The 20502-nt window shown below is 61.8% G+C and carries 24 protein-coding genes; 12 read left to right on the forward strand and 12 right to left on the reverse strand.

Translation table 11 applies throughout. The features are described from left to right. Positions 1 to 129: 129 nt before the first annotated feature. The 5 genes from yacG to P1U55_RS09775 all read right to left on the reverse strand — a co-directional run bounded on the left by yacG (position 130) and on the right by P1U55_RS09775 (position 3264). Entirely contained in the window at positions 130 to 315 is a 186-nt protein-coding gene (yacG, locus tag P1U55_RS09755; protein WP_301047388.1) for a DNA gyrase inhibitor YacG, read from the reverse strand. Next, positions 312 to 1343, reverse strand: a complete 1032-nt coding sequence (locus P1U55_RS09760; RefSeq protein ID WP_301047389.1) for a ribonuclease E/G — start codon at positions 1341 to 1343, stop codon at positions 312 to 314. Before P1U55_RS09760 ends, yacG begins: the two co-directional genes overlap by 4 nt. Next, positions 1340 to 1918 (reverse strand): nucleoside triphosphate pyrophosphatase, encoded by a 579-nt coding sequence (locus P1U55_RS09765; RefSeq protein WP_301047390.1) that lies wholly within the window; start codon positions 1916 to 1918, stop codon positions 1340 to 1342. The genes P1U55_RS09760 and P1U55_RS09765 overlap by 4 nt, the downstream gene beginning before the upstream one ends. A gap of 1 nt (position 1919) precedes the next feature. Further along, the gene (infA, locus tag P1U55_RS09770; RefSeq protein ID WP_366943043.1) at positions 1920 to 2141 is read right to left on the reverse strand and encodes a translation initiation factor IF-1; all 222 of its coding nucleotides are present in this window, start codon (positions 2139 to 2141) and stop codon (positions 1920 to 1922) included. Between the two features lie 187 nt (positions 2142 to 2328). Then, positions 2329 to 3264: an L-lactate dehydrogenase gene (locus P1U55_RS09775; RefSeq protein WP_301047391.1), complete on the reverse strand. Its 936-nt coding sequence runs from the start codon at positions 3262 to 3264 to the stop codon at positions 2329 to 2331. A gap of 142 nt (positions 3265 to 3406) precedes the next feature. Here P1U55_RS09775 and serB point away from each other — a divergent pair, with 142 nt between their 5' ends. Further along, positions 3407 to 4282, forward strand: a complete 876-nt coding sequence (serB, locus tag P1U55_RS09780; RefSeq protein ID WP_301047392.1) for a phosphoserine phosphatase SerB — start codon at positions 3407 to 3409, stop codon at positions 4280 to 4282. A gap of 21 nt (positions 4283 to 4303) precedes the next feature. Here the strand turns inward: serB and P1U55_RS09785 are convergent, their stop codons facing one another. Next, complete coding sequence (locus P1U55_RS09785; protein ID WP_301047393.1) at positions 4304 to 5272, reverse strand: asparaginase; 969 nt, start codon at positions 5270 to 5272, stop codon at positions 4304 to 4306. A gap of 168 nt (positions 5273 to 5440) precedes the next feature. Between P1U55_RS09785 and P1U55_RS09790 the strand changes: the two genes are divergently transcribed. From P1U55_RS09790 to P1U55_RS09815, 6 genes are all read left to right on the forward strand, one after another. Beyond that, on the forward strand, positions 5441 to 5965 hold the full coding sequence (locus P1U55_RS09790; protein WP_301047394.1) for an invasion associated locus B family protein: 525 nt from the start codon (positions 5441 to 5443) through the stop codon (positions 5963 to 5965). Positions 5966 to 6024: 59 nt separating this feature from the next. After that, the gene (locus tag P1U55_RS09795) at positions 6025 to 6552 is read left to right on the forward strand and encodes a hypothetical protein (RefSeq protein WP_301047395.1); all 528 of its coding nucleotides are present in this window, start codon (positions 6025 to 6027) and stop codon (positions 6550 to 6552) included. An 84-nt stretch (positions 6553 to 6636) separates the two neighbouring features. Beyond that, positions 6637 to 7824, forward strand: coding sequence for a 23S rRNA (adenine(2503)-C(2))-methyltransferase RlmN (gene rlmN / locus P1U55_RS09800; protein WP_301047396.1), 1188 nt, complete (start codon positions 6637 to 6639; stop codon positions 7822 to 7824). 36 nt (positions 7825 to 7860) lie between these two features. Next, a complete protein-coding gene (locus tag P1U55_RS09805; protein WP_301047397.1) occupies positions 7861 to 8319 on the forward strand; it encodes a hypothetical protein in 459 nt (152 codons plus the stop codon). Between the two features lie 580 nt (positions 8320 to 8899). Beyond that, positions 8900 to 9394 (forward strand): hypothetical protein, encoded by a 495-nt coding sequence (locus P1U55_RS09810; protein WP_301047398.1) that lies wholly within the window; start codon positions 8900 to 8902, stop codon positions 9392 to 9394. A 136-nt stretch (positions 9395 to 9530) separates the two neighbouring features. Then, positions 9531 to 9692 (forward strand): hypothetical protein, encoded by a 162-nt coding sequence (locus P1U55_RS09815; protein WP_301047399.1) that lies wholly within the window; start codon positions 9531 to 9533, stop codon positions 9690 to 9692. 541 nt (positions 9693 to 10233) lie between these two features. On the opposite strand, the gene P1U55_RS09820 is transcribed toward P1U55_RS09815, so the two are convergent. Together P1U55_RS09820 and P1U55_RS09825 are read right to left on the reverse strand one after the other, a co-directional pair. After that, positions 10234 to 11868, reverse strand: coding sequence for a D-alanyl-D-alanine carboxypeptidase family protein (locus P1U55_RS09820; RefSeq protein WP_301047435.1), 1635 nt, complete (start codon positions 11866 to 11868; stop codon positions 10234 to 10236). A gap of 232 nt (positions 11869 to 12100) precedes the next feature. Then, positions 12101 to 12805: an HAD family hydrolase gene (locus tag P1U55_RS09825; RefSeq protein ID WP_301047400.1), complete on the reverse strand. Its 705-nt coding sequence runs from the start codon at positions 12803 to 12805 to the stop codon at positions 12101 to 12103. A 105-nt stretch (positions 12806 to 12910) separates the two neighbouring features. Between P1U55_RS09825 and clpS the strand changes: the two genes are divergently transcribed. Genes clpS through P1U55_RS09840 form a run of 3 tightly spaced genes read left to right on the forward strand, consistent with a single transcriptional unit; the run spans position 12911 to position 15116 of the window. Next, on the forward strand, positions 12911 to 13264 hold the full coding sequence (gene clpS, locus P1U55_RS09830) for an ATP-dependent Clp protease adapter ClpS (RefSeq protein WP_301047401.1): 354 nt from the start codon (positions 12911 to 12913) through the stop codon (positions 13262 to 13264). A 30-nt stretch (positions 13265 to 13294) separates the two neighbouring features. Then, on the forward strand, positions 13295 to 14269 hold the full coding sequence (locus P1U55_RS09835) for a methyltransferase (RefSeq protein ID WP_301047402.1): 975 nt from the start codon (positions 13295 to 13297) through the stop codon (positions 14267 to 14269). A gap of 37 nt (positions 14270 to 14306) precedes the next feature. Continuing rightward, complete coding sequence (locus P1U55_RS09840) at positions 14307 to 15116, forward strand: SDR family oxidoreductase (RefSeq protein WP_301047403.1); 810 nt, start codon at positions 14307 to 14309, stop codon at positions 15114 to 15116. Positions 15117 to 15215: 99 nt separating this feature from the next. Here P1U55_RS09840 and P1U55_RS09845 read toward each other — a convergent pair whose 3' ends face one another. From P1U55_RS09845 to pncA, 4 genes are all read right to left on the reverse strand, one after another. Further along, the gene (locus tag P1U55_RS09845) at positions 15216 to 16049 is read right to left on the reverse strand and encodes a sulfite exporter TauE/SafE family protein (protein WP_301047404.1); all 834 of its coding nucleotides are present in this window, start codon (positions 16047 to 16049) and stop codon (positions 15216 to 15218) included. Then, complete coding sequence (gene pncB / locus P1U55_RS09850) at positions 16049 to 17341, reverse strand: nicotinate phosphoribosyltransferase (RefSeq protein ID WP_301047405.1); 1293 nt, start codon at positions 17339 to 17341, stop codon at positions 16049 to 16051. Before pncB ends, P1U55_RS09845 begins: the two co-directional genes overlap by 1 nt. A 98-nt stretch (positions 17342 to 17439) precedes the next feature. Then, entirely contained in the window at positions 17440 to 18153 is a 714-nt protein-coding gene (gene arsH / locus P1U55_RS09855; protein ID WP_301047406.1) for an arsenical resistance protein ArsH, read from the reverse strand. A 107-nt stretch (positions 18154 to 18260) separates the two neighbouring features. Next, a complete protein-coding gene (pncA, locus tag P1U55_RS09860; protein ID WP_301047407.1) occupies positions 18261 to 18860 on the reverse strand; it encodes a bifunctional nicotinamidase/pyrazinamidase in 600 nt (199 codons plus the stop codon). Between the two features lie 120 nt (positions 18861 to 18980). Here pncA and P1U55_RS09865 point away from each other — a divergent pair, with 120 nt between their 5' ends. Next, positions 18981 to 19535 carry an NAD(P)H-dependent oxidoreductase gene (locus tag P1U55_RS09865; RefSeq protein WP_301047408.1) on the forward strand — a complete coding sequence of 185 codons (555 nt, stop codon included), beginning with the start codon at positions 18981 to 18983 and terminating at the stop codon, positions 19533 to 19535. 27 nt (positions 19536 to 19562) lie between these two features. Further along, complete coding sequence (locus tag P1U55_RS09870) at positions 19563 to 20459, forward strand: rhodanese-related sulfurtransferase (protein ID WP_301047409.1); 897 nt, start codon at positions 19563 to 19565, stop codon at positions 20457 to 20459. The last annotated feature ends 43 nt before the right edge of the window (positions 20460 to 20502 follow it).

A 20502-nucleotide genomic window follows, 5' to 3' on the forward strand; every position in this document is an offset into this window, starting at 1 on the left:
CACGAGGATTTTCAATCCACTGCTCTACCCCTGAGCTACCCGGGCACGGGAAAGGTGCAGGGCACCTTCTTGGGGTCGCGCGTTTCTACGGCCCGTGTGGGGGCTTGGCAAGGGGCCTTGGCGAAAATTTCAGTGGGGCTTTGGCGGCGTGTCTTCGGTGCCAAGGCGGGCGGCTTCTTCGATGTCATCGGGGTCTTGCGATGGCACGGCGTAGGCGCCCGTTAGCCACTTGCCGAGATCAAGATCGGCGCAGCGGCGTGAGCAGAAGGGGCGGTAGGCTTTATCTGTCTGCTTGGCGCAGATCGGACAGCTCATTTCAGATCCTTGGGTAGCGTTTCGGCAAGCGGCAGGCGCTCGCGTTTTCGTTGCATTTCATATTGGCCGAGCGGCGTCCATCCGGCGAGGACCGTCTCGATTGGATCGGTCCGGAAGGCGGCTTTAAGCGCTTGTTCCAACTGGCGGCGCTGGCCTTTGGGCATGGGGGCGAAATCAACCACCACGCGGCCCCCGAGGCCACGCAGGCGCAACCCGCGCGGCAGGGCCTTGGCGGCGGCGAGATTGGCCTTGAGCGCGGCGGCGGGGGACATATCGGCGCCGGTGTTCACATCCACCGCCACAAGGGCACGGGTTGGCTCGATGTAGAGCGTGGCGCTTTCGGCGCGCATCATCGGGCGCGACAGGCCTGCAAGCGCATCGAGCACGCCATGGTGCTCAAAGCCGCCCGGTTCAGTCACCACCTCGGCGGGGGCGGTCCACTCGCGCCAAGCGGTCAAATGCGGGCCATCGCCCTCATGCACAAGCGCGGGTAGGCCTTTATAATCGAGGGTTTGCGCTGCAAGATCAACCATCTGGGCGATGTCATCGGCGATCTCGTCAGCGTCGCTCCCTTCACAAGAGGAGCGCAGGATCACGCCCCAGTCACGGCCAGCCAGTGCCTCCAACGCCACGAGCTTGAGGCGGTCACGCTCATCCTCATCCCGCAGACGGCGGGCGATATTGACGCCCGGTGCATGGGGCGTGACGATCACATAGCGCGATTTGAAGGTGAGGCTGGGGGTAACGGGAGGGGCCTTGCCCGGCTCGGCGTGGCCAGAAACCTGCACCAAAAGATCCTCGCCGGGGCTGAGGCCCTTGGATTGGCGCAGCCAAAACCGCTCATCACCCGCAGCAAGGAAGATGCCCCCCTGCCCTTTCGCCTGCCGCTCGGTGCGCGCAAGATAGATGGCACCGGGGCGGGGCGCGCCGGGGCGGTCGATCAGCAGATCGTCGAGCTTGCCGTCAACCATCAGCGCGGCGGCTTCAACATCGCCCAAATGGTCCAGGATGATCTGGCGGCCCTTCATGCGTCACCTCGGTATAGCGGATAGCCTGCGGCCACCAAAAGCTGGGCCGTTTCGGCCACGGGGAGCCCCATGACGGCAGAGTAACTTCCCGAAATCCAAGGGATAAACGCGCCAGCCGGGCCTTGGATGGCGTAGCCACCGGCCTTGCCCTCCCAATCGCCAGACGCGAGGTAGGCAGTGATTTCATCGTCCGACAGGCGCTTCATGCGCACCGCTGTCACCACGTCACGCTCCCAGAACCCGGTGGCAGTGCGTACCGCAACGGCGGTGATTACCCGGTGGCGGCGGCCCATGAGCGCGCACAAAAAAGCCTCGGCCTCGGCCATGTCTTCGGGCTTGCCAAGGATGCGGCGGCCAAGCGCAACGGTGGTATCGGCTGTGAGCACGATTTCACCCGCTTCGGGGGGCAACGCCTCGGCCTTTTCGCGCGCCATACGGGCGCAATAGGGGCGGGGCAGCTCACCCTTGGCGGGGGTTTCATCAATGTCGGCGGCACGGACCTCGGACGGGACCACGCCAAGCTGGGCGAGCAGCTCCCGCCTGCGCGGCGAGCCAGATCCCAGAATCAGGCGCATCTTACCGGAAGCGGTAGTTGATGCGGCCCTTGGTCAGGTCATAGGGGGTCATCTCCACCTGAACCTTGTCTCCGGTCAGAACCCGGATGCGGTTTTTGCGAAGTTTTCCTGCCGTATGCGCAATGATCTCGTGGCCGTTTTCCAGCTCGACCCGAAACGTCGCGTTTGGCAGGAGCTCCTTCACGACACCGGGAAATTCGAGCAGTTCTTCCTTGGCCATGATCACTCCATTGTTGCGCTCCTGCCTCATTTTTGGCAGGCATGGCAGTAGATGCGCCGATGCTTGGCACAAATCAAGGCGAAAGAGCGCAAAAACCCGGGGTTGTGATTGTTTTCAGGAGGGATTCATCGGATTCGACGGATGAATTAGCCGATCCGGCGTTGTGCGGCGGGTCAATCACCGAGGAGTCTTAGGCAAGCGGCAATGCGTCCAGCGTGTCTTTCAGCATTTTGGCACTTCGTCTCAATGCGGCGGTCTCTTCGGCGGACAATTCCGGCGGCAGATCAGCCAGAACGCCAGCAGCGCCGATCAGGCGGGGCAATGAAAGCGGCACCTGGGAGATCCCGGCGACCTCGGGGGTGAGGATCGAGACGGAGTGGACCGAGGCCTCATCATTGCCGATAGCGCCGATCAGCCGCGTCAACCCGGCGCCGATGCCATAGTAAGTGGCCCCTTTTCCTTTGATAATCGTGTAGGCGGCGCGGCGCACGCCAGTGTCGATCCGCGCCCTAATGGCCGCATCCAACGGGCGATTTACCTGCGCGGCGACCTCGGCCAATGACAGCGCCCCAACGCGGGCGGAAGACCATGCCAGCACCTCGCTGTCGCCATGTTCCCCCAGCACATAGGCATGAACAGACCGCGGATCGACGCCCAGCGCCTCGCCCAGCAGATGACGAAAACGGGCGGTATCAAGGATGGTGCCCGAGCCAATCACCTGCCCTGCGGGCTTGCCCGAGAGCCGCGTGGCGATCCCGGTCATGATGTCCACCGGGTTGGAGGCGATCAGCAGCAGGGCCGCAGGGGCATGGCGCTCGATCTCGCCGACAACGGTGCGAAACACAGCCGCATTGCGGGCCAGCAGATCAAGCCGGGTTTCACTGGGCTTTTGGCTCACCCCGGCGGCAATGATAACAACATCTACCCCTGACAGAGCGGCATACTCCCCGCTTTCAACGGCGCAATTCGCCGCGAAGGGCATGGCGTGGGCAATGTCTTCGGCCTGCGCACGGGCGAGCGCGGGATCAAGATCAACCAGCACGATATGGCGGGCTTTTCCCAGCATCGCGGTCGCATATGCGGCCGAGCTCCCAACCATGCCGGCCCCGACGATTCCGATTTTCATGGTGGCGCTCCTTGCTGGTGGCACTTGCCCGATGGTGCCCGCGCCGGGCGAAAATGAAAATGCGTTGGATCAAAACCGGCTGGCCCTCCCCCCCTGTCGGCTGTTCTATGGCGCGCGAATCGCCATTTCGAGGACTGATGCCATGTTTGTCGCCACCCTGTTGAGCAATCCCGCCGCCCCCGCGCTGGATCCTGCCGCCGCCGAAGCCCTGCGCAATGCTTGGGGCGGGGGCGATCTACAGTGGCTTGCGCCTGATGAGGCGGCGGAATTTACGCTTGAGGTGGCACCCGCCAACCTGTGGCAGGTGTGGGAAGACATGCAGGCCATGGGGATTGATCTGGCCATGCAGCCCGCCAAGGCGCGCCGCAAGAAGATGCTGCTGGCGGATATGGATAGCACGATGATCCAGCAGGAGTGCATTGACGAACTGGCCGAGGAAGCAGGCGTTGGCGAGCGGGTGAAGGAGATCACCGCCCGCGCGATGAACGGCGAGCTGGATTTTGACGGTGCGTTGCGTGAGCGGGTCGGCTTGCTGAAGGGCCTGCCGGAAACGGTGATCGGCGAGGTGCTGGACAAGCGGATCACGCTGATGCCCGGCGGCCGTGAATTGCTCGCCACGATGAAGGCCAGCGGGGCCTATTGCGCATTGGTTTCGGGCGGTTTCACGGCGTTTACCAGCGCGGTGGCGCGGCAGCTTGGGTTTGACGAAAACCGCGCCAACACCCTTATCGTTGAAGGCGGCAAGCTCACCGGGGAGGTTGCCACCCCGATCCTTGGGCGTGAAGCCAAGGTGCAGGCGCTTGCAGATATCACCGCACGGCTGGGCATTGGCGAAGGCGATGTGATGGCGGTGGGCGATGGCGCCAATGATCTGGGGATGCTGGGGCGGGCCGGGGCGGGCGTGGCTCTGCACGCCAAACCCGTGGTTGCCGCTGAATGTAGTTTGCGGATCAACCACGGTGATCTGACGGCGCTGCTCTACCTGCAAGGCTACGCGAAGACCGATTTCACGGTGTAACCCGCGCCACCTGTCGGCCCTTCAGAAGGCGGGGCGCACCGTGCCAACCTCAAGGCCGCGCCAATTGGTCAGCGTTGCGTTTGAGCGTTTGAGCACCGCCGGATCATCGGCCTGCAACACGCCAAAGCGCACCAGAAGCGCGGCCATCGCGCATTCTGCCGCGCGGGTTGCGCCGTCTGATATTTTCAGCGCGATGCCAAGCCCAAGCTCTGGCAGAATCGCATTGAAATAGCCCTCGGCCCCGGTTTTCACGGCGGCGCGGCCACCGGCGGCGCGCATCAGCTCGGTGCAGGCCCGCCCCTCCCCCGCCACCAACTCGGGATGCATCATCATCGCCTGGGTGAGCCGCGCTTCGGCGCTGCCTTCGGGCGCATTGGCGAACTTGGCCATCGCATGGGCCATACCGCGTACCGAAACCATCCAGTTGGGAGCCGAGCAGCCGTCAATGCCGTGGGCCGGGCTGTGCTCTTCGCACATCTCCTCAAGCGCAGCGCGGCCCGCAAGCTGCACCGGATGGTCAACCTCATGGTATTCCGGCCCCGCGCCAAGATGGCTGGCCAGAGTGAGAAAGCCGCAATGTTTGCCCGAACAGTTATTGTGGGTTTGGTTGGGGATATCACCGGCGCGGATCAGCGCCTCACGCGCGGGCCTGTCGCCGGGGGCTTGAGGCCCGCAGCGCAGCGCCGGTTCGCTCAAATCCAGCGCGGCCAACCAGCGGGCCACCGGGCGCGTGTGGATCAACGCCCCGTTGTGAGAGGCGCAAGACAGGGCAAGCTGCTCGGTGCCAAGGCTACGATCATCCGCAGCACCCGTGCGCAAAAGCGGCAAGGCCTGCACCATTTTGCAGGAGGAGCGCGGGTAGGCCAGCGCTGATGGGTCACCCCATCCCTCCACAAGCTCACCTGCCGCGTTGACCACGGCAATATGGCCCATATGAACCGACTCCACGCGATCGCCCCGCGTCACCTCGACCAATAGCTCAGCGCTCACGCCACACCTCTCTTACTTGTCAGCGAAATTCTGCCAAGAGGGCTTTCCCCATCCGGCGGAATTACGTTACATTGCGCAAGAGCACATTGAAATGACATTCGCCACCATGCTCAAAACGGCAGGCAGGCGAAGGGCTTGAGGCAGAGGCAGCTGGAGGCTGTGGGACACATGAAAAACCGGGTTATCGCCGCAATCATGGCGGCAGGCATCGCATTGTCGGCGGGCACAGGCATCGCGCAGGAAAGCGACAACCGCGTGGCCGCCAAAACAGATTGGTCGGTCTTCGTAGAGGACAGCCCCAAGGAATGCTGGGGCGTCTCGGCACCAAAGGAAACCGTGAACACCCGCGGCGGCAACGTTGTGGCGGTGCGTCGAAGCGACATCCTGTTGTTTGTCACCTATCGCCCCGGTGGCGGTGGTGGCGAGGTCTCCTTCACCGGGGGCTATCCCTTTGCGGGCGGCTCAACGGTGAACCTTGATATCGGCGGCACTCAGTTTGAGCTCTTCACCGAGGGTGAGTGGGCCTGGTCAGCCAGCCCGCAGGACGATGCCAAAATCATCACCGCGATGAAGCGAGGCTCAACGGCCACGCTCACAGCACGGTCCGGGCGCGGCACGCAAACCAAAGACACCTTCTCGCTTCTGGGCTTCACCGCCGCACTGGAGGAAGCCGAAAAGCGCTGCGGCGGTTGATCTGAACCCCAATAGCGGTAATCTGGCGGCAGTATTCTCTTCAGGAGCATTGCCGCCTCATGCCATTTATTCTTGGCGCCCTCGCGCTGCTGACGGCGGCCTATGTCTGGTATTCCCGCATGAAGGGCGCCGCCGATATGGCGGGCGATTTGATGGGCGTGGCCGGAGATGTGCGCTCCGCCGCCCGACGGTTTGGCTATAAGCTGCGCAAACGCGAGCATCCGGTAGATGGCATCGAAAATGCGGTGGTGGCCGCCGCCGGCATCGCCGAGGCCTTTGTTTCCCTCGATGATCTGCCCACCAGGGGCCAGCGAGTCGCCATCCTGCAAGGGCTGCAAAAGAACTACCGTGTTGATCTGGGCGAAGCCAAAGAGGCTGCAATCCTTGGCCGCTGGCTGGTGGCCCAGTGCCAGGGCCCCGATCCCGCGATCAGCCGTATCGTTAAGAAACTGAAACGGCTGGACGGCACGGCCGCTGTTGAGCCGTTGATGGGCGTGCTGAACATGGCCGCGAGCGCCGATAGCGGCAGCATTGGCCCAAGGCAGAGAGAGGCGCTGGAAGAGATGGCACGGCGCTTCCAGCTGTAAGATTCTCTTTGCAATATGGGCCGCGCGGCCCTATGTGCGCACCAACAGCCCAAATCTGACCCCTTATTCAGGAGCCCGAGCGCCATGACCAAGGCCTCCGCCCCGATCACGCAAGACGTGGCAACCATTCCGCGCAAGCTGCCCGAAGGCGGCAAAACCAATCTGGTCGGCCTCACCCGTGATGGCCTGACAGACGCCCTGCGCGCAATCGGCACGCCAGAGAAGCAGTTGCGGATGCGGGTCAACCAAGTCTGGCAATGGATATACCAATGGGGCGTTCGCGATTTTGATACGATGACGAACCTCTCAAAGAGCTATCGTGCCGAGCTGGCCGAGGCTTTTGTGATCGAGGTGCCCGAGGTGGTGAAGCGCGAGCTTTCGACCGATGGCACGCGCAAATACCTGGTGCGGATCGCCGGTGGCCATGAGGTTGAAACGGTCTATATCCCCGAAGAGGATCGCGGCACGCTTTGTATTTCCAGCCAGGTTGGCTGCACCCTCACCTGCTCGTTTTGCCACACTGGCACACAAAAGTTGGTGCGCAACCTGACAGCGGGCGAGATCGTGGGGCAGATCATGTTGGCCCGCGACGACCTTGAGGAATGGCCGGAACCGGGCCAGGGTTCCGATGCAAACGGCCCGCGCCTGCTGAGCAATGTGGTGCTGATGGGCATGGGCGAGCCGCTTTATAATTTTGACGCCGTGCGCGATGCGATGAAAATCACCATGGACGGTGAGGGCATATCCCTGTCGCGCCGCCGGATCACCCTGTCGACCTCCGGTGTGGTCCCCGAGATTGCCCGCTGCGCCGAGGAGATCGGCTGCCTGATGGCGGTGAGCTTTCACGCCACCACCGATGAGGTGCGCAACACCCTCGTGCCGATCAACAGGAAATGGAATATCGACGCCCTTCTGGCGGCACTCAAGGCCTATCCGAAGCTGTCAAACTCGGAGCGCATCACCTTCGAATATGTGATGCTCGACGGGGTCAATGATAGCGACGAGGACGCCCGGCGGCTGGTAAAGCTGATCTCCGGCATCCCCGCCAAGATCAACCTCATTCCGTTCAACGAATGGCCCGGCGCGCCCTATCAACGCTCGAGCTGGCAGCGGATCGAGGCTTTCGCCGATATCGTCTACAAAGCGGGCTATGCCTCGCCCATCCGCACACCGCGCGGTGAGGATATCATGGCGGCCTGCGGGCAGCTGAAGTCCGACACGGAGCGAGAGCGCAAAAGCCGCGCGCAGATTGCCTCGGAGGCCGGGCTTTAAGGGTCCGTTAACGCGAATCGCCGCAGGCTCAATCGCATGCAGCGTATTTCATTCAAACTGTCGGAAGCAGCGATTTCGGGCCTGATGTCCGAAGCGCAAAAGGATGACGTTTCGGTCGGGCAGCTCTTGCGCGATGCCGTTAAACGCGAGTTGCGCCGCCGCCATCCGCCTGCGAAGACGCCTCGAAGGGCGGATGAGCAGCTCGTCGCACGCCTCAGCGCGCTCCTCGCCCCGGCCTTCGCGGCGGCCCAAAGCTGGGGAGACCTGAACCGCCGCTTGCGGAAACAGGGATACGAGCTTGTGCCGGCAGGCGGTGGCCTGGCCCTGCATGAGACCGAACAGGGCGAACGCCTCTGCAAGGCATCGGAGATGGGCTACGGCTATGCGCGGCTCATCCGCCGTTTTGGCCAGGCCTTTCCCGGCCACTCTCACCGCTGGCTTGCCGAACGGGTGCTTAAAGAAGCCCAAGACGAGCGATTTGACGTGTTCGAATGACCACTCTCAACCACCATCGGCCCATTTAATTAGGCTCGCCTTGAAAACACCGCCAAACGGTTGCTGCTTTCAGCAGCGATTTGGCAAATGCGGACGGTAGGGAATTTTGGGCTACTCACACATGCGGGCGCGGTTCCGATGATGGTTAATTCTGCATGTCTGGTTCGACCAAACCTCATCCGGCAAACTCTCAATTGGCTACAGAAGTGGTGATAGTGCGCCCATAAACTTCGACGATGCCACCCCATAATCGGCATATCGAAACGCATTCGCGCCACAGCGCCATCCAGCCCGGAAACGGCCACCTTTTCTCAACATCAAGGATGATGCGTTCGCTCGCTTGCGTTGTGCTTTCCTAGCCACCCGTTGTGCCCTGATGCAGCCTCTGCGCCCCAGTCACAAAAAGGTTGGCAGCCACCATCTCGACAAGGGGCCACTTGATGCGTTAGCTCAAGGGAGGACGGAGCGCGAAGGCTAATTTTAAATGTTTAATATCAAGAGCTTGACTGCCGTGATTGGTCTCCTGTTGTTGACCGCTTGTGGCGGGGCGCCGGAGGTGGGGCGGGATGGGGTTGAGGCTATGACCGAGGCGCTCATGCAGATGAACCCCAATGTGCGTAAAGATGAGGCAGCGCGGGCGGCGGCGATTTCGTACCGTCATACCGCTGAACTGGCGCAGGCCTATGAGATCACCGACCCTCCGATAGTTCACAACACGAAGGTAAACATGGGGCTAAAGCCGCGCGGGCTTTGCCGCCATTGGGCCGAGGACATGGAAAAGCGTCTGAAGGCCGAGAACTTCCAAACCCTTGAAATCCATCGTGCAATCGCCACGCCCGCCAACCCGCTAAGGCTGGAACACTCCACAGCGATCATCAGCGCCAAGGGGGATGACATGTTTTCCGGGATGGTGGTGGACCCTTGGCGCGAGGGGGGGAAGCTGACCTGGACGCCGACCAGGGCAGACCCGGACTATGCATGGCGCCCCAGAGAAGAGGTTATGGCCGAAAAGCGCGCCAAACTCCGCCGCAGGCAACACCTTGATGCCACGCCTTACCGCAAGAATTTCAACTAGCTGCACGATCCGGGGACAATTGCCCCAAAAATGCTGCGTTGTTGCTGAAGTCCTGACAAACACCCTTAGCATTCTGCATCATGTGGGGGTGAAGCATTCACCCGTAAGGTATTGATATTTCAAGGGGAATGGCTAAATGGACGACGTTAGGGAACTGGTCAGACGCGAAAAACAGCACTCGGTTTCGAACCGTGAGTTGAAGCATCGGCTGCTGGGCTATGGCTTCAAGCTGGAAGAAACCGAAAAAGGCTTTACTGTCAGTGCGATGCGCGGCGGAGAGCCTTTGCTGACGCTCTGACAGGGGCCATTTTGCGCCTTAGGCTGCTTTGCGGGGGCGAGCGGCGTTAAGCGTAAAAAGACAGCTTGCACAAGCGATACACAACCGATGCACAACCCATGCACACGTCATTTGACGTGTCGGGCATAGGTTAACCGGGCGGGCGGCGGCAATGATCGGCGCTTGCCCGAGCGTGTTTGGAGCCGGGCTGCGGTGCCCGGCCGGTTGAACCCGCGTTTGATGTCAAAGCTTGTGCCGGACCGAGAGGCCGATGCAGATCACACCGCTTACACCTTCACTCCTGCGGGGCAGGCGATGATTGATCGCCCACCACCGACAGAATCTGGCCAAGCGTTTCAGGCTCCTCCCCGGCCATCAGGCGGGGCAATTTCGGCATGTAGGCCGCCGGGTGGCGCACTAGGATCAGCAGCAGGAAGACCCACGACTTGCGGAAGGAAGGTAACGCCGGATTTGGCGCCGGGAGCGGTGGCGATCAGGCCGTCGCCACCGGGGTGTTTTGCGTGGACCCTGCGGGCGCTAGCTGGTGGTGCGGTGCAGGCGCTTAGCCGTTCCCCGGCTCCATGGTGCGGCACTCTGTGCCACGGGCGGAGAGGCGCGCGCAGGCGTTTTGGGCCTGTTCAGCGGAGAGGCCGAGGAAGGTCGCCTCGAAGCCGCCTTTGCGATTGGCCACCTTGCGCAGGCTTCCATCCAGCGTTTCCATCTCTTTCAAAGCGGTCTTCAGGAGCACACGCTCGGCCTTGTAGCGCGAGGTGTATTTTCCAAGGCTGATGCCCCAGTGCTTGCCGCCCGAAGTTGAGACGCGGGTGATCACACGCGGCTGCTCTGGCGCCGGTTCGATGGTCGTTCTGGGCATCGGTGCCGTGGCGGCATGGGCGGCAGCGAATTGAACTGGCGCGGCAGACACTTCCTTGATCGGTTTCGCGGAAGCAAGCACCGGCTCAGACCGCTGCGGGCGCCGCTTGGGAACCAGCACTCGGGCCAGCGCGGGGCCACCCGTTGCAGTGAAGCCGCCGCTTTCTTCGCGAATCGCCATTTCAAGATCGCCAGCGCTTCCGGGGATGGTTTGCTCTTCGTCCTGCGGACGGGCGAGAGGCTGGACGGAGGCGAGGACCACTTGTTCCACGGCCTTGGTTTCAGCCGCTTTGGCCGCCTCGGTCTTCACCACGTCATCAATCTCGACTGACAGCGCTAGCAACAGCTCTTCTGACACGGCAGGCTCATCGGCTCCCGGACGGCGCATGGGCCGGATGGATTTGAGCACGGCGCGTTGCAGACGAATCGTTTTGCCCTTGTAGATGCCATCGCCGCTTTGCGGCGCCTTCGAGGGGCTTTCAAGCGTTGCCATGGCCACCGGGGCGTTGCCGCCGCCCTTCACATAAGCAGGCTTGCGCGGTTTGCGCACGGCGACGCGTGTGGGCGCACGGCGAAAGCCAAGGTCAAGCAGCTCAGCGATCTTGGCGTTGCGCGCGGCAGAACTGCGCCCGCCGAACACCGTGGCGATCACCCGCTCCTCGCCCCGCTGGGCGGAAGACACCAGATTGAAGCCCGCCGCGCGGGTATACCCGGTTTTGATCCCGTCGGCCCCTTTGTAGGAACCAAGGAAGCGGCGGTTTGTGTTGTAAACCGTTTTGCCCATGGTGGAGGTGCTCATCCGCGAGAACAGGTTGTAATACTCGGGGTAGTCATAAAACAGGTGGCGCCCGAGTGTTGTCATGTCACGGGCGGTGGACATGTGGCCATTCTCGGTGAGGCCATGGGCGTTTTTGAAGGTTGTGCGGCTCATGCCCAGGGCTTCTGCGGTGCGGGTCATCCGGCGGGCGAAAGCAGCTTCGGAGCCTTCCAGCCCTTCCCCGATCGCGGTGGCGGCATCGTTGGCCGATTTGACCGAAGCCGCGCGGATAAGGTAGCGCAAAGCGACCCGTTGCCCTGCCCGAAGACCGATTTTCGAGGGCGGTTCGGCGGCGGCTTTCTTGGAGATCAGGAACTTTGTATCAAGCGTGACCTCGCCATGCTCCACCGCCTGAAAGGCGATGTAGAGTGTCATCATCTTGGTGAGGGATGCCGGATGCAACCGCGTGTCGGCATTGCGTGAATGCAGCACTTCGCCCGATCGCGCATCAATCACCATTGCGGCGTAGGGTGCAGCCCCTGCCCGCAGCGAGATGCCGAACAGCATTAGAATCAATAAACCGATTAGAAGGCCAAACCGGCCCTTCTGCCCCAGCGTCGTCATTGCGCGCCTGCCTTTTACTGCCTCATTGCCGCCGAGTTTTCTCGGTCAGCTATTCTTGTTGATTGGTTGCACGCTAGCACAGGAATTTTGTTGCGAAAACAGGGCATTTTAATGGCTTTGCAAGGTTGCATCGCAGCAACATCGCAAGATGTGGTGGGGGTTTTGGCCGGGGCCGCTAGATACCTTGGCCGATGTCGGCCACCAGTTGAGGCAGCGCCCCCAGATCAGCCAATTCGCGAAACCGCATTTCGCCTTCAGGCGGTTCGGCATGCTCCAGGGCCCAGCCGAGATTCTGTGGCACGAATACGCCCCAGGCCCCCGCCTCCAACGCTGGCAGAACATCAGATTTCATCGAGTTTCCGACCATCATCGCAGCCCCCGGCGGGTGGCCATTGAAGATGCGGGCGTAGGTGTCGCGTTTCTTGTCAGAAACGATCTCCACGGCATCAAACAGCTCGCCCAGCCCCGATTGCGCCAGCTTGCGCTCTTGATCCAGCAGGTCGCCCTTGGTGATCAGCACGATCCGGTAATCGACGGCGAGTTCGGTAACCGTTTCGCGAACATGCGGGAGCAGCTCAATCGGATGTGACAGCATCTCTTGGCCCGCTTCGAGAATTTCCGCAATGATGCGCCCCGGCACGGCGCCATCTGTGACCTCGACCGCGGTTTCGATCATCGAGAGCATGAAGCCTTTGATACCAAACCCGTAGTGCCCGATATTGCGCCTTTCGGCGGCGAGGAGGCGTTCATCAAGGTGGTTGGCCTCGGCATAATCCGCCAGCAGGGAGGCGAATCTGTCTTGCGTCATCTTGTAGAAGCGTTCGTTCTGCCAGAGCGTATCGTCGGCATCAAAGCCGATTGTTGTGAGATTCTGCGCCATTTATTCGGTTTCCACCCCTGCTAACCCTTTTCAGACCGAGTTCCCGGTATATATAACCCCATCTACATCCGAAACCGCATGCACGATGGAACGCAGCGCGCGATCATGACCAGGCTCAAGCCCTTCACTCTTTCTGACGATCAGGACGATGACGACGCCGTTGGCGGCGATCCCGGCCTTGCGTTCAAGGTGAAGCCAAAAACCAAGAAGCCGCCTCTCTACAAGGTGATGCTTCTGAATGACGACTACACGCCAATGGAATTTGTCGTGCATGTGCTGGAGCGGTTTTTCAAGATGACTCATGCCGAGGCCTTCGAGATCATGTTGACGGTTCACAAGAAGGGGCTTGCCGTTGTTGGCGTGTTCAGCCACGAGGTGGCCGAAACCAAAGTGGCGCAGGTGATGGATTTTGCCCGCCGCCACCAGCACCCGCTGCAATGCACGATGGAAAAGGAGTAGGCCCGGAGGCCTGCACCCGAGGACACCCGGATGACATCAAGATTGACCCTCGCGCTGGAAAACGGCGCTGTTGAGCTGCCCGCTGGCCGGATTGCGGCGTTTCGCCCGCCGGTAAGCGAGCTTTGGCTGCCCGAGGGGGCGGTGGCGATCACCGGGTTTTACCCCGAAGCCGAGATATGGCGGGGCCGTGGTTTTGAAGTGGCGCTCGCCCCGGAGGGAGATTTTGCCGGTGCGCTGGTGTTTGTGCCCCGCGCCAAGGCGCTTGCCCGAGACATGCTGGCGCGTGCAATGGCGCTGGGTGGCCCGGTTGTGGTGGACGGCGTGAAAACGGACGGCGTTGACAGCCTTTGGAAAGCCGCCCGCAAGCAAGGCGAGGTTTCATCGGCCTTTGCCAAGGCCCATGGCAAAACCTTCATGGTGACGGGGGGCGACTTTTCCGATTGGGTGTTGCCAAAGGTCAGCGAGGCCGAGGGCGGCTGGAAAACCGCGCCCGGCGTGTTTTCGGCCGACGGGCCGGATGCAGGATCAGAGCTGCTCGCAGCGGCCTTGCCCGCAAAGCTGAAAGGCCGGGTGGCGGATTTTGGCGCTGGCTGGGGCTACCTTTCGGCGGCGGTGCTGAAGCGTGAAGGGGTCGCGGCGCTGGAGCTTATCGAGGCCGAGCACGCCGCATTGGAGGCTGCCAAACGCAACCTGAACGACCCGCGTGTGAGCTTCACATGGGGGGATGCGACACGCCCGCTCAAGGAACCGGTGGATCATGTGGTGATGAACCCACCGTTCCACCCCTCGCGCGCGGCGGACCCTGCGCTGGGGGCAAGTTTCATCACGGGCGCTGCCGCCTCGCTGACCCCTGCCGGGACGCTGTGGATGGTGGCCAACCGCCACCTGCCCTATGAAGGCGCGCTTCGCGAAGTGTTTCGCGAGGTTCAGGAGATCGGCGGCGATACGCGCTTCAAGCTGTTTCGTGCCGCAAAGCCGCTCGCCAAGGGCAAGAGCAAAGGCTAACCTCGCCCGCGTGCCGCAGGCGAACGAAGGATATCCAATGAGTTTTTCGATCAAGGGCAAGACCTGCATCGTAACCGGCGCCAGCCACGGCATTGGCCGCGCGATTGCCCGGCATTTTGCAGACCAGGGCGCAAATGTGATGGCCGCCGATATGGACGACAAGGCGCTTGTCGAAGAGTTCGGTGAGGAGCACGATTCGGATAGCTCGACCATCCGCTACTTTGCCGGAGACCTGCGCCAGCGCCTCACTCAGGCCAACCTGCTTTCGGCAACGCTGGATGCCTTTGACCGGGTTGATGTGCTGGTGAATGCCGCTCGCATGGTGGCCACATCCTCGCCGCTCAACCCCGATGAAGACGCTGTTGAGGACCTGCTTGAGCAGAACCTCCTGACCTCGCTCAGAATGTCGCAATTGGTGGCCAAGCGGTTTATAAAACAGGCCGAAGGCGTGGAGAGCGAGGGCGATAAGGGCGCGATCGTCAACCTTTCGTCCATCGCCTCCCGGCGCGCCAACCCGCGGCTGCTGGGGTATTCTGTATCAACCGCCGCTCTGGAGCAGATGACCCGCGCCCTGGCCGTCGCGCTGGCGCCGGAGCACATTCGGGTCAACGCGGTGAGCTTTGCATCGGTGTTGTCGTCCTCGCTCAACCAGGCGCTGCAGGATAACGAAGACTACCGGGAGCAAATCACCAGCCACACGCCCATTGGCCGCATTGCCCAGCCCAGCGAAGTTGCCGACGTGGTGCAGTTTTTAGCGTCGCAGGGTGCGGGCTTTATCACCGGGCAGGTCATCACAATGGATGGCGGCCGCTCGCTGCTTGATCCGGTTGGCGCGCCCGCACATTAGGGCATGATGCTTAAACGTGGGGACCGGTTTTGAGCTTCTCGAACATGCGGCACCAATAAGGTAGATCGTGCCGTGTGAATGCGAATGAACGCAAACACGCTAGCCGCCGAAGGCCGACCAGAGCATCTTGATACTCGACAGGAACAGGAACGCCGCGAAAGCGAGTTTCAGGCGCGCGGGATTGAGGCTGTGAGCGATGCGCGTGCCAAGCGGTGCCGTGAAGACCGAGGCTGAAAAGATCAGCACAGCCGCAGGGATTGACACATAGCCAAGCGACAGCGGCGGGCGATCAGGCACACCAAGGCCCGACCAGATAAACCCCAGCACCGCAGGCACCGCGATCACCAGCCCAAAGGCAGACGCTGTGCCAACGGCACGGTGGACCGGCACCGAAAAGGCTGTGAGCGTGGGCACGGAAAGCGTGCCGCCACCGATCCCCATGAGGGCCGAGAACAAGCCGATGAAGCCCGGCACAAGGCCACGGGTGACGGCTCCGTTTGGCATTTTTTCAGCGATCACGATGTTTTTCGGCACCGCCATGTTGATCGACACGAGCAGCGCCACAAAGCCAAAGATCATAGTGAGGCCGTTGGAGGCGATCACCTTTGAAAGCAAGCCACCAATGAGCGCGCCAGCAAAGATCACCGGCGCCCAGCTGCGAAACAGCGCAAGATCAATCGCGCCGCGCTTGTGGTGGCTGCGGGCCGAGCTGATCGAGGTTGGGATGATTGTGGTGAGCGAGGTTGCCACCGCGAGGTGCATCGCAATCGCCTCGGGCACATTAAGCACATCAAGCAAGATGAACAGCACCGGCACGATGACAATGCCGCCGCCTACCCCCAGCAACCCGGCCAGCACACCGGCGACAGCCCCGGTGGCGACGAGGCCAAGCACGAGCGAAACGAGCAGGCCGGTCGAATAGCTGTCGCCCACTAGACCACCACCTCTATCGCCTGCTGTTCCCCAACCCCGAAAACGCGCTTGTAGCGGGCGATCTCTGCGGCCGGGCCCATCGCCTTTTTGGGATTGTCCGAGAGCTTGACGGTTGGCCTGCCATTCGCCGCCACAGCCTTGCAAACAATGCTGAAAGGCGCGAGGGCATCGCCCGGCGTCAGGCCACGGAAATCATTTGTGAGCAGGGTGCCCCAGCCGAAAGACACGCGCACCCGGCCTTGAAACTGGGCGGATAGCTCCTCGATTTTTGCAACATCCAGCCCATCGGAGAAGATCACCAGCTTTTTGGTGGGGTCCTCGCCGCGGCTTTTCCACCATTTGATCGCGGTTTCCGCGCCGCTTGCCGGATCGCCGGAATCGATCCGGATGCCGGTCCAGCCGGCCAGCCAATCAGGGGCGTTATCGAGGAACCCCTGGGTGCCATAGGTATCGGGCAGGATGACGCGCAGGTTGCCATCATGCTCCTCATGCCAGTCCGAGAGCACATCATAGGGGGCGCGGGCCAGGGCTTCATCGGTTTCGGCGAGGGCGGCATAGACCATGGGCAATTCATGGGCGTTGGTGCCGATCGCCTCCAGGTCTCGGTTCTTGGCGATCAGGCAGTTGGACGTGCCGGTGAACTTTTCGCCCAAACCTTCCACCATGGCCCGCACGCACCAGTCCTGCCAAAGGAAACTGTGCCGCCGTCTGGTGCCAAAGTCGGCCAGACGAAGGCCATCAACCTCGCGCAAACGCTCAACCTTTTCCCAAACGCGGGTCATCGCGCGGGCATAGAGAACCTGTAGCTCAAAGCGTGCCATCTGGTTGAGAACCGCGCGGCCACGCAGTTCCATCAGCACCGCCAGGGCCGGGATCTCCCAGAGCATGACTTCGGGCCACGAGCCTTCAAACGTCAGCTCATATTGATCGCCCACGCGTTCAAGGTGGTAGGCGGGCAGGCGCAGCTTTTCGAACCATTCCATGAAATCCGGGCGGAACATTTGCCGCTTGCCGTAAAAGGTGTTGCCGCGCAGCCAGGTGCTTTCACCGCGGGTCAGCGAGAGCGAGCGAATGTGGTCAAGCTGCTCGCGCAATTCGCCCTCGTCGATCAGCTTGGCGAGCGGCACCGATTGGGTGCGGTTGATCAAGGAAAACGTCACCTGCGTCTCGGGCCGGTTGCGAAACACCGACTGGCACATCAGCAGCTTGTAAAAATCAGTGTCGATCAAGGACCGAACGATCGGGTCGATCTTCCATTTGTGATTGTAGACGCGACTGGCGATATCGACCATGGGTTCCTCCCGTTGGGCACCGCGATGTTAAAGCAAGCGCGTGGACGGGTGTCCAGCCGGGGCGTTGTGGCGGTGCTTGGTCATGGGGTGCTAAAGACTCACGTCGCCTTCGACATGTTCACGCGCCTCGAAAGCTCTTCGCGGCTTTCCACGCGCTCGGAGTAGCGATCTACCAGATGATCCTTGATGTCGCGGGTGAGCAGGGTGAAGCGCGTCAGCTCCTCCATAACGTCAACCATGCGGTTGTAATAGGGCGAGGGCTTCATGCGGCCATTCTCGAACTCGTCCCAGGCGCGGGGCACCGAACTTTGGTTGGGGATGGTCAGCAAGCGCATCCAGCGGCCCAGCGTGCGCAGTTGGTTCACCGTGTTGAAACTTTGGCTGCCGCCAGACACCTGCATTACCGCGAGCGTTTTGCCCTGGGTCGGGCGCACCCCGCCGATGGGGGCAAGCGGAATCCAGTCGACCTGGGCCTTCATGATGGCCGTCAACGCGCCGTGGCGTTCGGGCGAAGACCAGACCATGCCTTCGCACCACATCACCAGATCACGCAGCTCCACCACCTTTGGGTGCTCAACCGGCGCATCATCGGGGAGCGGCAGGCCGGACGGGTTGTAGATACGCGCCTCGCAACCAAGTTTTTCAAGCACCCGCGCGGCCTCTTCCGCCATGCCCCGCGAATAGGAGGTTTCGCGCAGCGAGCCATAGAGCAGCAGGATGCGCGGCGGGTGGGTGCTGTGCTCTTGCGCAATGAGCCGGGCCGGATCGGGAACCTCGAAGCTGGCATCGTCGAGCTGGGGCGTGTCTGTCATATCTGTTCCGAGACTGTTGATTTTGGTTTTGGCGCAGGGGCCGGGTGCCGCGCAGAGCGCAGGCTCGCCGTGGCATGGGCCGTGAGCCTGCCTTTAAAGCGGGTTTCCTATTCGATCACCACGCCTGCGGCGCGCATACCGGCCATCGCGGCCTTGAGCGATCCATCAAGATCAATCGCGCGGCAAAGATCAGTGCGAACGGTAACCGAAAACCCCAGATTGGCAGCGTCAACGGCAGAAAAGTTTACGCAATAATCCGTTGCCAGCCCAACCATTGTGAGCTTTTCAATGCCACGCGTGCGCAAATAGCCCTCAAGGCCGGTGGGGGTGCTGTGGTCATTCTCGAAAAACGCCGAATAGCTGTCAATCCGCGGGTTGTAGCCTTTGCGAAGGATCATATCCGCCAAGGTCGTGTTCAACGAAGGGTGGAACCTCGCCCCTTCGCTGCCCTGAACGCAGTGATCGGGCCATAAAACCTGCGGCCCATAAGGCATTTCTGTCATCGAATAGGGCGCGGCACCGGCCTGCGTGCCGGCAAAGGATGAGTGGCCTTCCGGGTGCCAATCCTGGGTCAGGATTACGGCCGGAAAATCGCGCATCAGCCCATTGATCCCCTCAACGATCTGGTCGCCGCCATCAACGGCGAGCGCGCCGCCGGGGCAGAAATCATTTTGCACGTCGATCACGATGAGGGCGCTATCGGGCATTGGGGCGTCTCCCTTTGATTGGTCGGGGGGGGAAGGTAGCAGGGCGGCGGGCGGCGTCAATCTTGATGCCGCTGTGTCACGGCCTACATGCTGCTGGTATTCAGAAAAAACGAGGACCCCATGGTTCGGATCGCCACCCTTGTTGGAAGCCTGCGCGAAGGCTCGATCAACCGCAAACTCGCCCATGCGACCGCCGCTTTGGCGGATGACCTGATGGAAATGACGTTCGTCGATATCGGTGCATTGCCGCATTACAACGAAGACCTCTGGAGGGACCCGCCCGAGGCCGTTTTGAAAATGAAACAGCAGGTGAAGGATGCCGATGGCGTTTTGTTCGTGACGCCGGAATATAACCGAAATGTGCCCGGTGTGCTTTGCAACGCGCTTGATTGGGGCTCAAGGCCGGTGGGCGAAAGCAGCTGGCAGGGCAAGCCCGCGGCGGTGCTTTCCGCCTCGCCCGGCGCGATTGGCGGTGCCGTCGCGGCGCAGCATATGCGGGCGCGGGCGGTGGCGCTGGGGATGCATGTGCTGTCCCATCCGGAGGTTTATCTTAGCGTGCCGGAGGGGTTTTTCACCGGCGATGGCGTGATCGCGCCGGAAGGCGCGCGCGATTTCCTGCGCGGCTGGGCCGAAGGGTTTGCCGCGTTCACAGGGAAGCTTGCAGAGTTGCCCTGACGCGGCGTTGGCGCTAAGGCGCTGGCCATGTATGTGATCGCCGCCCTCTACCACTTCACCCCCCTCCCCGACCCTGCCGCCGTGCAAGGGCCGCTCAAATCGCTTTGCGAAGATCGCGGCGTGTGCGGCAGCCTGCTGCTGGCGCCCGAGGGCATTAACGGCACCATTGCCGGATCACGCGCCGCGATTGATGCGGTGCTGACCCATATTCGCGCCCTGCCCGGATTTTCCGATCTGGTCTGGAAAGAGAGCCACAGCGAGGGGCCGCCGTTTCGCCGGATGAAAGTGCGGCTGAAGCGGGAGATCGTGACCATGGGCGTTGAGGGGATTGATCCGCGCGCTGCCGTTGGCACCTATGTGGAGCCCGCCGAGTGGAACGAGTTGATCGCCGCGCCGGATGTGGCCGTGATCGACACCCGCAATGACTATGAGGTTGAGATTGGCACCTTCGAAGGCGCGGTTGACCCGCAAACCGAGAGTTTTGGCCAGTTTCCCGCCTGGTGGGCGGCAAATCGCGAGCGGTTTCACAACAAGCGGATCGCGATGTTCTGCACCGGCGGGATTCGGTGTGAAAAGTCCACCAACTACTTGAAATCGCAAGGCATTGATGAGGTTTTTCACCTGCGCGGCGGGATCTTGAAATACCTTGAGGAGGTGCCCGCCGAGGAGAGCCTTTGGCAGGGGGAATGCTACGTTTTTGACGGGCGCGTTTCGGTTGGGCACGGGTTGGAACCGGGGGAGTATGCCCTGTGCCATGCCTGCGGCAAGCCGGTGAGCCCGGAGGGACGGCAGCACCCCGCCTATGAAGAAGGCGTGCAATGTGCGGCTTGCGAGGGGGCGTATTCAGAAGCGGATCGAGAGCGTTTCCGCGAGCGGCAAAGGCAGCTTGCGCTGGCCCGCAAGCGCGCGGGATCCGGGAAGTAGCCAGCCTTCGGCGGCCTGGTTTGGCGGGCGCGTTACGGTGTTT

The sequence above is a fragment of the Vannielia sp. genome (genome assembly GCF_029212645.1).
Lineage (GTDB): Bacteria > Pseudomonadota > Alphaproteobacteria > Rhodobacterales > Rhodobacteraceae > Vannielia.